The 12,267-nt window shown below is 42.1% G+C and carries 12 protein-coding genes; all 12 read right to left on the bottom strand.

From position 1 onward, the window contains the following. Nucleotides 1–4 precede the first annotated feature (4 nt). The gene (locus tag CSV64_RS08765) at nt 5–1,096 is read right to left on the bottom strand and encodes a sporulation protein YqfD (RefSeq protein WP_158233021.1); all 1,092 of its coding nucleotides are present in this window, start codon (nt 1,094–1,096) and stop codon (nt 5–7) included. Then, a complete protein-coding gene (locus CSV64_RS08770) occupies nt 1,086–1,343 on the bottom strand; it encodes a YabP/YqfC family sporulation protein (protein ID WP_099634165.1) in 258 nt (85 codons plus the stop codon). The genes CSV64_RS08765 and CSV64_RS08770 overlap by 11 nt, the downstream gene beginning before the upstream one ends. Nucleotides 1,344–1,390: 47 nt before the next feature. After that, entirely contained in the window at nt 1,391–1,924 is a 534-nt protein-coding gene (locus CSV64_RS08775) for a hypothetical protein (RefSeq protein WP_099634166.1), read from the bottom strand. 36 nt (nt 1,925–1,960) lie between these two features. Beyond that, on the bottom strand, nt 1,961–2,947 hold the full coding sequence (gene floA, locus CSV64_RS08780) for a flotillin-like protein FloA (protein ID WP_099634227.1): 987 nt from the start codon (nt 2,945–2,947) through the stop codon (nt 1,961–1,963). Next, entirely contained in the window at nt 2,947–4,281 is a 1,335-nt protein-coding gene (locus CSV64_RS08785; protein ID WP_099634167.1) for an NfeD family protein, read from the bottom strand. The genes floA and CSV64_RS08785 overlap by 1 nt, the downstream gene beginning before the upstream one ends. A 706-nt stretch (nt 4,282–4,987) precedes the next feature. Beyond that, complete coding sequence (gene rpsU / locus CSV64_RS08790; protein WP_029054680.1) at nt 4,988–5,161, bottom strand: 30S ribosomal protein S21; 174 nt, start codon at nt 5,159–5,161, stop codon at nt 4,988–4,990. 145 nt (nt 5,162–5,306) lie between these two features. Beyond that, complete coding sequence (gene deoC / locus CSV64_RS08795) at nt 5,307–5,978, bottom strand: deoxyribose-phosphate aldolase (protein WP_099634168.1); 672 nt, start codon at nt 5,976–5,978, stop codon at nt 5,307–5,309. A 93-nt stretch (nt 5,979–6,071) separates the two neighbouring features. Continuing rightward, entirely contained in the window at nt 6,072–7,412 is a 1,341-nt protein-coding gene (gene mtaB / locus CSV64_RS08800; RefSeq protein WP_099634169.1) for a tRNA (N(6)-L-threonylcarbamoyladenosine(37)-C(2))-methylthiotransferase MtaB, read from the bottom strand. Between the two features lie 16 nt (nt 7,413–7,428). Next, nucleotides 7,429–8,169 (bottom strand): 16S rRNA (uracil(1498)-N(3))-methyltransferase, encoded by a 741-nt coding sequence (locus tag CSV64_RS08805; RefSeq protein ID WP_099634170.1) that lies wholly within the window; start codon nt 8,167–8,169, stop codon nt 7,429–7,431. Nucleotides 8,170–8,171: 2 nt separating this feature from the next. Beyond that, on the bottom strand, nt 8,172–9,116 hold the full coding sequence (gene prmA, locus CSV64_RS08810) for a 50S ribosomal protein L11 methyltransferase (RefSeq protein WP_099634171.1): 945 nt from the start codon (nt 9,114–9,116) through the stop codon (nt 8,172–8,174). A 15-nt stretch (nt 9,117–9,131) separates the two neighbouring features. Continuing rightward, the gene (dnaJ, locus tag CSV64_RS08815) at nt 9,132–10,256 is read right to left on the bottom strand and encodes a molecular chaperone DnaJ (protein WP_099634172.1); all 1,125 of its coding nucleotides are present in this window, start codon (nt 10,254–10,256) and stop codon (nt 9,132–9,134) included. A gap of 136 nt (nt 10,257–10,392) precedes the next feature. Beyond that, on the bottom strand, nt 10,393–12,237 hold the full coding sequence (dnaK, locus tag CSV64_RS08820; RefSeq protein WP_099634173.1) for a molecular chaperone DnaK: 1,845 nt from the start codon (nt 12,235–12,237) through the stop codon (nt 10,393–10,395). Nucleotides 12,238–12,267: the final 30 nt, after the last annotated feature.

Below are 12,267 nucleotides of genomic sequence, written 5' to 3' on the forward strand. Positions count from 1 at the left end.
GTTTTCAGTCTCCTTGAGTTATAGGTCGTTTTTCAGCAATATTTTCATTAAGTAAAAATAGTATAGTCCCACTCACTTTATCATTAGTGAAGGATACATGTAAAATGTTTTCTTCTTTAATTATGCGCTCATTTGTTTTCTTTGACAATAAATCATACTTAATCAGTGGCAAGATGATGGTCTCTTCCATTCCTTTTTTCAAAAACACTTCCTGAATGTGATTTTCTTTCGTTCTATCCATAATAATAGGATTTCTAAAACCCATATTTTTTTTCTGGTTACCTATCCACGGCTTTTGCCAACTGATATGGAGATTTTCTTCTCCCTGAATCGAATAACTAATTGTCCGCGGTAATTCAAAATGACATTCTAACCAATAATCAGCAAATACTTCTCCATCCGCTCCTACCACTGTCGTTTTTTCACCTTGTTCAAGAATACCCGTTGCTAGCATATCACCTTTCTTTACCGTTTGATGAATAATACTCGCTCTTTCCCCTCTGGTTAATGCAAAGCGTGTGATCACTCCCCCAGTTTTCGCTACTAGATGAGATGGCTTCTCTTTCGCTTCTTCCTCCACTTCGGTCGACAATGGCGCAAGCATCGGTGAAACTTTTAACGAAGTACCTGTCTTTGAGAACCGGATCCAGGAAAGAGAAGGTTCATCTTGCATAAGTAGCCGACGAATTTCATCCTCTTCCGGTAATTTGGATAATAAAGAGGGCGCAGTAATTTGTGCTTTCTGCATCTTTGTTTCCATTCGTTGCGTAATTTCTGGAATATCACTTTCCACTGTGATGTTCCACAGAAACAGCGAAGCCACTAGTGGAATGAAACAGACGATTAAAAATAACAAAGATGCGAATAGTCGATGCTGAACAGTGTCCATGCCTCTACGCCTGATTTGTACTTTCACACGGTATTTTCTTCTGTAACGGCGGATAACTTTAATTCCCTTTGTGTCTGTTTCAAAAAACATAGCACTTCCAGAGACATACAAGCTGCTGATCTTGACATGCTCTCTCTGTAATCTGCTTAGAAAAACAGAACCGTTACGAACATCTTTCACCTGTACTTCAAATCGTTTAGGACTCATAACTATTTCCATCTTCAGGCGTAAAACGCACCGTCACTTCCTGTAGTTCATCAATCGATATATGGGCGTGTTGTTCAGTCAGCATTAGAACCGTTACATCTTCTCCTTTAACAGTCATGACATAGTCATTCGTTTGAAAAGATACGGATTGTTCGCTTAATGCGAGCAAGCGATAGTTGCCAGTAATCCGCAATGAGTTGAATTCATCTAGAATAATGGATGGATGAAGTGCGAATAATTTTTTCATGAAAAAACCCCCTGTCTCATCCTATGAAAAGACAGGGGGCGGCATGATTACCGTTTTGATTTTGGTGGACCTAAAATTTCTGCATAGACAATCCCTTGCATGATTTGCTGAGGAGTTCTTGGAATCAAGTCTTCCTGCAAGATTTTTTCATCTTCTTGCAAAATGGACTGTTCCTCCCCACGAAGCCTGCCTCTGCCCATTTGGCGCTCCGGACGTGGCGTAGAAACGGGCTTAACCGGTTTCTTCGGCTCTGCATAGAAGACTTCAGACTGAGGCGCCTGTGCCTTGACAGGTTGTTCAGGTTCTTTCCCCTCTTGCTGGAGATCCTGGAATTCTTTTTGAATATCCTCAAAAAGATTTCTCGATAATTCCTTCAACGAACGCGGCTTCTCTACAGGCGCTGCATTCGTGCGCTGAGGTTCTCTTTGTTTCATTTCACTTTGAGTGGGTTGGGCAGGCCATTGCTGGCTGGGCGGACGTTTCGGTTGTTGTTTTTGCTGATTCTGTTGATCTTTATCTTTCTTCTTACCGAATAACGATCCCAGCGCCAACATGATACCCAAAATAATCAGTTGTTCCATTATGCATCCCCTTCCCGGGAATTCATCTTGTTATAGTTAGTCTTTTGTTTGTTGATCTGTTCCTGTTTTACTAATTGAATCACGCATGCTTGTATCGGCTTGGATATTTTTGTAGTTCATGTAATCCATGATGCCAATATTCCCAGAACGCAAAGCTTCTGCCATAGCCAAAGGTACTTCAGCTTCTGCTTCCACAACTTTCGAGCGCATTTCCTGAGTTTTGGCCTTCATCTCTTGCTCGCTTGCAACAGCCATAGCGCGACGTTCTTCCGCTTTAGCTTGTGCAATGTTTTTATCTGCCATCGCTTGTTCTGTCTGAAGTTCTGCACCGATGTTTTTACCGATATCAACATCAGCAATATCAATGGATAGAATTTCAAACGCCGTACCTGAGTCCAAACCTTTTTTCAAAACAGTTTGAGAAATCAAATCTGGGTTTTCCAATACTTTCGCGTGGCTGATTGAAGAACCGATTGTTGATACGATACCTTCACCAACACGAGCAACAACTGTCTCTTCACCCGCACCACCGACTAGACGGTCGATGTTTGCACGAACTGTAATACGAGCTTTTGCTTTTACTTCGATACCGTTCATCGCAACACCCGCGATAAATGGTGTTTCGATAACTTTCGGGTTAACGGACATTTGAACTGCTTCCAGTACGTCACGTCCTGCCAAGTCGATCGCTTGCGCTCTTTCAAACGGTAAATCAATGTTCGCACGTTGCGCGGCGATTAATGCGTTCACTACGCGGTCTACGTTACCACCAGCTAAGTAATGACTTTCCAACTGGTTGATTGATACTGTCAAACCTGCTTTATGTGCTTTGATCAATGGGTTAACTACTCTACTCGGAATAACCCGACGTAAACGCATACCGATTAATGTGAAGATACTTACTCGAACGCCTGCCGCAATGGCGGAAATCCATAGCGTTACTGGAACGAATGTAAAGAATATCGCCAGTACGATGATGATAATAAAGACTGCTGCTACCAGCCCGATTGTTCCTAGTCCCATCATAAGCCTTGTTCCTCCTCTTTCTTCTCTCTTACTACGATTCTAAAACCTTCTACTGCTACAATCACTACTTTTTTACCACTTTCGATGTAACGACCTTCTGATACTACATCGATGCGTTCGCCATCTACTTCAGCGACGCCAGATGGATAAAGTGGAGTAATCGTTGTTGCCACCTTCTGCAATAACTCATTACGATTTTTGTTGGAAACGTAACCGCTTTCCGTATCCATCGTATCCATTAAAATGATTTTATTCAATAGATGAAGTTTTTTACCGAAGAATTTCATAATAACCACTGCTCCTATCAACGCTACGGCTATCGCAATTAGCACCGAAACTGCCATGAATGCCAAGTTTGTGCCTGCCAATAAAATACTTCCTATGATAGCCAAGACCCCGAAGATACCAGCTATCCCTCCTGCAACAAAGAATTCGGCAATAATAAGTGCTACACCGAGCAGGAATAATAACAATGTCTCATAACCTGCTAGACCTGCTACTGTGTGTCCGTAGAAGAATAAGAATAGAGCTGTAAGCCCCATGCTCCCCGGCACACCAAAGCCTGGTGAATATAATTCTACAATCAGTCCGAGACTCGCAACGGAAAGTAAAATCGGTACAACGACTGGGTTGGTGATGAATCGAGCCATTTTCTCTGTAAACGTTTCCGCTGTAGAGATGACTTGCGCATCTTCCAAGTCCAGCTTCTTCAGTAACTCGTCAAATGAAGCTACTGTCCCTTCACTGTACCCTACCTTTTCAGCTTCGTCAGCAGTGAGTGTCAGAAGTTCTCCTTTTTGTGCACGTAAGTCCGGAAGATCGATTTCTGGATTAGCCATCGCCAATGCATATTGCGGATCACGGCCATTGTGCTTTGCGGCATTTTTCATTTGTGCCAACCAGTAACTATTGGCTTTCGTCTCTGCTGCATTTCCAGATCCATCGATGACTTGTGCAGCTCCAATAGAACCGTTTGGTGTCATGTAGATTTCATCTGCATAAAGTGCAAGGAAAGCCCCAGCAGATAGCGCACGATCATTGATGAATGCGACGATTTTGACATCGTCAGTTGTTTTCATCAGCTTTGCGATTTGATCAGCAGCGTCCACAAAGCCTCCAGGAGTGTCTATATCCAACACAATCGTCTCTGCGCCTTCAGCTTTAGCTTCTTTAAATGAACGCTGTAGGAAGGCATGCAGCCCCTTTTCTACTTCTTGATGAAGGGGTACTTGATATACTTTTGTTTCAGCTGCGTCTGAGTGTATAAAAGGCAATGCGATTGTACCGATGAATAAAATGAGCAGAAAAACGGACCTAATCATTTTAGACATTATGTTCTCACCTCTCTCTACTGCCTATTATACTTACTATTTACGTTTGAAGAAGCATTTGGTTTCATTTAATTGCAATTAAATAAAAGTTTTTCTTTCGTTGCGTCATGGCTTGTTAGTATATGGATTATATATGGACATTCATGAGCATAATTATTGAAGTTGTGTTGAAAGTTATGAAAGCCCGGAGGTGAATTAGTGTTTGTGAGGGGATGGAAGCTCCAGTTGGGGGACGCTTTCCCATGGGCCCGCGGGAAGAGCCGTAACGAAGAACGGCTTTAGCGAGTAAAAGCGAAACGTTAGGAGCACAGCTTAGCACTTCGCCGCCAGCTTACATCCTGCTTATTGAGTAAAGATACTTAGAATATTCATTGGAGCCAGTGTGTGAATTATTTTTGTTCCTAAACTTATTCAAGTTCAAAACAGATGATAAACACAACTTTAATACACAACAAAAAGTATCATCCATTTACATTGCAAGGGATTGGCACGTAGGAGGGGCCACTCCAGAGGATCAGTTCGACAGGCGAGACCTCAGGATAAGCGTTCCACCCGAAATGCCAATCCCTCTTGGCCTTCGCCAACTACTTTTATAAATAGCTTAGTATATTCCAGACAATAAAATAAACCGAAAATCCAGTGAAGGATTTTCGGTTTATAAGAAATTACATTAGTAGGTAATATCAAAATTCAATGTAGGCAGAAATTAGAACTTGCGCTTACGTGCAGCTTCTGATTTCTTTTTACGTTTAACACTTGGCTTATCATAGAATTCACGCTTTCTACTCTCTTGTATTGTACCACTCTTGGATACAGTACGTTTGAAGCGGCGAAGAGCGTCTTCAAGTGATTCATTTTTGCGAACGACTGTCTTAGTCATATCTCTTGTCCCTCCCTCCAAACACACACTTCGAAACATAGCACTTTGCTATGTACTATAAAATTATAACGTATATATTCGGTTTGGTCAATAAAAACTATTAGAATATCATGATAAATTTTATGAATTACTTTTTAAAAAGTGATCAATAATCAGATGACGATGAGAGACCTTGCATAATTGCAGCACCTGAACTCGCACCGATACGTGTTGCACCCGATTCAATCATGCGATCTACGTCTTCAGCACTGCGAACACCACCACTTGCCTTCACTCCAATTGCTGGACCTACTACCGCACGCATAAGCTTTACATCTTCCGCAGTAGCACCGCCAGTGGAGAATCCAGTCGATGTTTTGACGAAGTCCGCTCCTGCAAGTACCGCCAGTTCACATGCTGTACGTTTTTGAATATTATCGAGCAATGATGTTTCGATGATCACTTTTACTAAAGCTTGATCTTTTGCTGCTTCTACTACGGCTTCGATATCATTTTGCACTTGTTCAAGCAACCCACTTTGTAATGCGCCAATATTGATAACCATATCTAGTTCAGTTGCACCGTTCGCAATCGCATCTTTGGCCTCGAAAGCTTTAACTTCGGATGTACTTGCACCTAGAGGGAAGCCAATTACAGTGCATACTTTTACTTCCGTGCCTTGTAAAGCTTCTGCCGCTGTTTTAACCCAGATTGGATTAATACAGACTGAGGCGAAAGAATATTTTTTTGCCTCTTTACATAATTCGAGTACCTGCTGTTTAGTTGCTTCTGCCTTTAACAACGTATGATCAATATAAGCGGCATAGTTTGTAGTCAATGAAAGCGCTCCTTTTTACATATCGTTTTTTTCAGTATACCAAAGCCTGCATTTTGTTGCACGAAAAAGACCACCCATTATAGGTGGTCCATGTTATATCATGACTTTTTCTTCTGTCAGTACACGGACAGGTTGGCCTTCATTGTAAGGATAGCCCGCTTTAGTAATTTTCACTTTCACAATTTGACCGATCATCGTTTCATCTGCAGGTAAGACTACTTTTAAATAATTATCTGTATAGCCTACATAGAGATTTTGATCCGTATCTTGCTTAAAGCTTTCTTCAGGAATAACTTCGAGTACTTCGCCTTCAAATCGAGCAGCATAATTTTTTGCTAATTGATCGTTCAGCGTTAATAAACGGTGCACGCGTTCGTTTTTTACACTTTCGTCGACTTGGTCTTCCATTCGAGCAGCAGGTGTACCCGTTCTCTTCGAATAAGGGAATACATGGAGCTCGGAAAACTTATGGTCACGAATGAAGTTATACGTTTCCATGAATTCTTCTTCCGTTTCACCAGGGAAACCTACGATGACATCGGATGTGATAGCAAGATCAGGTAACGCTTCGTTCAGACGAGTTAATCGATCAGAGAAGAATTCCATTGTGTATTTGCGACGCATCCGTTTGAGTACGGTATCTGAACCCGATTGAATGGGGATATGCAAATGGCGTACGACAATATTAGAGTCACGCAATACATCGATCACTTCATCTGTTAATTGGCTTGCTTCGATTGAACTAATACGGAGACGTTTCAATCCTTTTACTTGTTGTTCCAAGTCACGTAATAGACGAGCTAGGTTATAGCCTTTTAAATCTTCACCATAACCACCTGTATGAATACCTGTTAAGACGATTTCAAGATAACCCGCGTCGACAAGTTGTTGTGCTTGATGAATAACTTCTTCGGGATCACGTGAGCGCATCAATCCTCTAGCCCACGGAATGATACAGAACGTACAGAAGTTATTACACCCTTCTTGTATTTTTAACGAAGCACGTGTGCGATCTGTAAATGACGGCACGTCAAGTTCTTCATAAACACGGTTTTTCATAATGTTGCGCACCGCATTAATCGGCTCGCGCTCTTCACGGAATTGTTCGATCAGCCCAAGCAATTTTGAACGATCTTGTGTGCCGACGACAATATCCACACCAGGAATCGCCATAATTTCTGCCGGTGATGTTTGTGCATAACAACCCGTTACACAGATTACTGCATCTGGATTTTTACGAATAGCACGACGGATTACTTGTCGGCTCTTTTTATCACCGGTGTTCGTTACGGTACATGTATTAATAACATAGACATCAGAATTCTTATCAAACTCTACTCTTTCATAGTCTGCTTCTTGAAACAATTGCCAAATAGCTTCTGTTTCATAATGATTCACTTTGCAGCCCAGTGTATGAAAAGCAACTGAAGACATAAGTTGTTCACTTCTTTCATTCAAATTCATAAGACATAGCGGACAATACATATAAAGGTGCTGTTTCCGTGCGCAGGATTCTAGGTCCTAACGACACTGGAAGGAAACCGGCCTCTTGAAGTAAAGCGGCTTCTTCGCGCGCTAATCCGCCTTCCGGTCCAAAAACAACTACTATTGATTGTCCATGATACACGTTTTTCAGACGGTCCGCAATCTTATGCGGAACATCACTTTTCGCATCTTCTTCATCCGCAAACAATTTGACATCAAAGGAATCTGTATACATGATCAGTTGCTTGACGCTTTGAACGGATAAAATCTCAGGCACTTGGTTACGATGACATTGTTCAGCAGCTTCCTTGGCAATCTTTTGCAAACGTTCTATGCGTTTATCACCTTTTTTAGCATCCCATTTTACGATCGATCGACTCGCAGCAAAAGGAATCAATCGAGTCATACCGAGTTCTGTACTTTTTTGGGTAATCAAATCGAGTTTATCACCTTTAGGCAATCCGCAGGCAATCGTAACAGAAATCGGTAGTTCATTAGATTGGTCCAGTTGTTTCTGCTGTGAAACGGTAACGGAGTCTTCAGAAATGCTGTCGATCACCGCTACCGAAGCGACGCCATCATACACCGTCAGGATTTCCTGACCCGGCGTCATACGCATCACTTTGACAATATGCTTATAATCATCCCCGCTGATTGCTACTTCGTGCTGCTCATTAAATGGTTGATTTAGAAAATAACGTTGCATGATTATTCACTGCCCTTACGCGCAATGATCGCTACCCAATCTTCCATAAGAACCGTTTCCACAATTTCAAAACCTTGTGCCGTTAGGTCATTACGCACTTCGTCCCGTTTCGCTCCAATGATACCCGATGTAATGAAAAGGCCGCCTGGTTTAACGAGTTGATAAGCATCTTTTGAAAACGACATAATAACTTCCGCCAAGATATTCGCAATGATCATGTCAGGTGGTTCTTCAATCGAATCAAGAAGATTACCTTTCAAGACGGTGATGCGATCATCTGCGTGGTTATACGTGACATTTTCCTGTGCAGCGCGTACAGCTACTTCATCTAGATCAAGCGCGGTAATATGTTTGGCACCAAGTAAAGCAGCACCTATTGCTAGCACACCTGAACCTGTGCCTACATCAACGATCGTTTGACCAGGTTCTAGGTACTTCTCCAGCGCTTGTAAACAGAGGACCGTCGTAGGGTGTGTACCTGTACCGAAAGCCATTCCGGGATCTAATTCAATGATCAATTCATCAGATTCCACTGGCGTATACTCTTCCCATGTTGGAACAATGGTAAAACGCTTCGAGATTTTCACCGGATGGAAGTATTGTTTCCATGAGTTAGCCCAATCTTCCTCATCCACCTCTGTGATGCCTATAGTAAAGCGTCCTGGATTTAATGAAAATTGACGGAGGCCTTCAATTTCTAATTCGAGATTTTCAACTGTTTCGTTGATGAAACTATTGACAGGCAAGTAAGCTTTAATAATGACACCTTCACTTGGGAAGTCATCCTTATCTAATGCATATATTTCGCCATATTGGTCTACTCGTTCTTTACCAGGTTCTTCGGAGTCTTCAATAACGACTCCGCTAGCGCCTGCTTCATGCAAGATGTTCGCTACCGCCTCAGTTGCTTCATGTGTCGTGTGCACGGAAACTTCAGACCATTTCACAGTTCGTCAATCCTTTCATTCGCCTTTAAAAGTGCGTTTGATTTTATCGAAGAATGAGCTAGAATACTCATCTGGTGATTCTCCTTCAATTGATGCAAACTCACGCAGTAATTCCTTTTGTCGCTCCGTCATCTTTTTCGGTGTAGTCACTTTAACGATGACATGCTGATCGCCTGTTCCGTGACCATGTACGTTTGGAACCCCTTTGCCGCGAAGTCGGAAAGTTGTGCCGTTTTGTGTACCAGCTGGAATCTTCAACTTCACTTTTCCGTGCACCGTTTGGACTTCGAGTTCATCACCTAATGATGCTTGTGGGAACGTCAAGTTCAATTCCAAAATGATATCGTCTTCCTCACGAATGAAACGTTTATGTGGACGCACATTAAAGACGATGTACAAGTCTCCAGGAGGTCCTCCATTAATTCCCGCTTCACCTTGACCGCCTACTCGTAGACGTTGCCCTTGGTCTACTCCAGCCGGAATCGTAATTTTAATGACCTTGTTTTTCGTTACGCGACCTTTACCTCGACATGTATCACATTTTTCAGGAATAATTTTACCTGTCCCCTGACATGTAGGACAAGTTCTACGGTTCACTACTTGACCAAATGGCGTGTTTTGAGCGAAAGAAATCTCACCCGAACCATTACATTCCGTACATGTTTTGACGCTCGTGCCCTTTTTAGCACCTGAGCCGTCACATGTATCACATTCTTCTTCACGAGGAATATCGATTTCCGTTTCTTTTCCGAAAATAGCATCCATGAAGTCGACTGTCATTGTATATTGTAAGTCGTTCCCTTTTTGTGGGGCATTTGGATCTCTTCTTCTGCCACTACCACCGAAGAATGTGCTGAAAATGTCCTCGAAACCGAAGCCATCAGCACCTCCTCCGCCACCAAAACCTCCGAAGCCTGCACCTGGTCCGTTATGACCGTATTGATCATATTCAGCTCTTTTGTTCTCATCGCTCAACACTTCAAATGCTTCTGTCACTTCTTTAAATTTCAATTCTGCATCGGCTTCTTTGTTCAAGTCCGGATGGAACTTCTTAGAAAGTGTACGGTATGCTTTGCGGATTTCTTCCTTCGTAGCGGATTTAGATACGCCTAGCACCTCATAGTAATCTCGTTTACTCATCATTGCACCCCTTATCGCATTTTACCTGTTGTCCATTGTAACACGTTGATATCGAATTTTGTTAAGTTAACAAACGAAAAAGTCAAAGCCGGAATTTCGGACTTTGACTTTTCCGTCAATAGCTATTTCGACTTACTTATTTAGTGTCTTTGTTATCTTGATCGTCTTCTACTTCTTCGAAATCTGCGTCCACTACACTGTCGTCTTCTTGACCAGGTTGTGCATCACCTTGAGCGGCTTGTGCTTCTGCAGCAGCTTGCTCATATAGTTTTACAGATAGAGCTTGTACTAATTCGTCAAGTTTTTCTTTCTTCGTACGAATTTCTTCAAGGTCTCCAGATTCATTAGCAGCTTTCAATTCTTCTAATGCTGCTTCCGCTTCTTTAACTTCCGCTTCATCCACTTTACCTTCAATATCTTTAAGTGTCTTTTCAGCCATAAATACTAACTGATCTGCTTCGTTGCGAAGTTCTGCTTCTTCTTTACGTTTTTTATCTTCTTCAGCATGCGCTTCTGCATCTTTAACCATTTGATCGATCTCTTCATCAGAAAGGCCTGAACTAGATTGGATTGTGATGTTCTGTTCTTTCTGTGTACCCATATCTTTCGCTTTAACATTGACGATACCGTTTTTGTCGATATCGAATGTTACTTCGATTTGTGGAACGCCACGTGGTGCTGGTGGAATATCCGTCAATTGGAAACGGCCTAATGTTTTATTGTCAGTCGCCATCGGACGCTCACCTTGCAATACATGGATATCTACTGCCGGCTGATTGTCAGCTGCTGTAGAGAATACCTGTGATTTGCTTGTAGGGATTGTCGTGTTGCGGTCGATTAGCTTTGTGAAAACAGATCCCATTGTTTCAATACCTAGTGATAGAGGTGTTACGTCAAGAAGTACAACGTCTTTTACGTCTCCAGTTAGGATTGAACCTTGAACTGCCGCACCCATTGCTACTACTTCGTCTGGGTTTACGCCTTTGAATGGCTCTTTACCTGTTACATTTTTGATTGCTTCTTGTACTGCTGGAATACGTGTAGAACCACCAACCAAGATGACACGGTCGATTTCAGATGCTGTAAGATCTGCGTCTTTAAGTGCTTGACGCGTTGGAATCATAGAACGTTCTACTAGGTCCGCTGTCAACTCATCGAATTTACCGCGAGTTAATGTGATTTCCATGTGTAGTGGTCCTGCTTCTCCAGCTGTGATGAACGGAAGAGAAATTGAAGTGGATGTTACACCAGACAAATCTTTCTTCGCTTTTTCAGCTGCATCTTTCAGACGTTGCATAGCCATTTTATCTTTAGAAAGATCAATGGAGTTTTCTTTACGGAATTCTTGTACCAAGTAATCCATGATAATATCATCAAAGTCGTCTCCACCCAGTTTGTTATCTCCTGCAGTTGAACGTACTTGGAATACTCCATCACCTAGCTCAAGAATGGATACGTCAAACGTACCGCCACCTAAGTCATATACGAGGATAGTTTGATCTTCATCTGTTTTATCTAAACCGTAAGCAAGTGCTGCTGCTGTTGGCTCGTTGATGATACGCTCTACTTCAAGACCAGCAATTTTACCAGCATCTTTTGTTGCTTGACGCTGTGCATCGTTAAAGTATGCAGGAACTGTAACAACAGCCTTCGTTACTTTTTCGCCTAAGTATTCTTCTGCATAGCCCTTCATGTATTGAAGAATCATTGCAGAAACTTCTTGTGGAGAATATTCTTGGCCATCCACTTCTACTTTAAAGTCCGTACCCATATGTCTTTTAACAGACATGATCGTGTTAGGGTTTGTGATAGATTGACGTTTTGCTACTTCCCCTACTTGTCGTTCGCCATTTTTGAATGCGACAACGGATGGTGAAGTTCTGTTACCTTCAGGGTTCGGAATTACTTTCGCTTCTCCGCCTTCATATACTGCTACTACTGAGTTTGTTGTTCCTAAGTCAATACCGATAATTTTACTCATTTGTGATTTTCCTCCTATAATGTGAATGCT

The organism is Sporosarcina sp. P32b (genome assembly GCF_002743335.1).
Classification (GTDB): Bacteria; Bacillota; Bacilli; order Bacillales_A; family Planococcaceae; genus Sporosarcina.

Bases quoted from the DNA above. Each gene is read 5' to 3' on its own strand.
- CSV64_RS08765 (WP_158233021.1), bottom strand. From the start codon at position 1,096: ATGAGTCCTAAACGATTTGAAGTACAGGTGAAAGATGTTCGTAACGGT.
- CSV64_RS08770 (WP_099634165.1), bottom strand. From the start codon at position 1,343: ATGAAAAAATTATTCGCACTTCATCCATCCATTATTCTAGATGAATTC.
- CSV64_RS08775 (WP_099634166.1), bottom strand. From the start codon at position 1,924: ATGGAACAACTGATTATTTTGGGTATCATGTTGGCGCTGGGATCGTTA.
- floA (WP_099634227.1), bottom strand. From the start codon at position 2,947: ATGGGACTAGGAACAATCGGGCTGGTAGCAGCAGTCTTTATTATCATC.
- CSV64_RS08785 (WP_099634167.1), bottom strand. From the start codon at position 4,281: ATGTCTAAAATGATTAGGTCCGTTTTTCTGCTCATTTTATTCATCGGT.
- rpsU (WP_029054680.1), bottom strand. From the start codon at position 5,161: ATGACTAAGACAGTCGTTCGCAAAAATGAATCACTTGAAGACGCTCTT.
- mtaB (WP_099634169.1), bottom strand. From the start codon at position 7,412: ATGTCTTCAGTTGCTTTTCATACACTGGGCTGCAAAGTGAATCATTAT.
- CSV64_RS08805 (WP_099634170.1), bottom strand. From the start codon at position 8,169: ATGCAACGTTATTTTCTAAATCAACCATTTAATGAGCAGCACGAAGTA.
- dnaJ (WP_099634172.1), bottom strand. From the start codon at position 10,256: ATGAGTAAACGAGATTACTATGAGGTGCTAGGCGTATCTAAATCCGCT.
- dnaK (WP_099634173.1), bottom strand. From the start codon at position 12,237: ATGAGTAAAATTATCGGTATTGACTTAGGAACAACAAACTCAGTAGTA.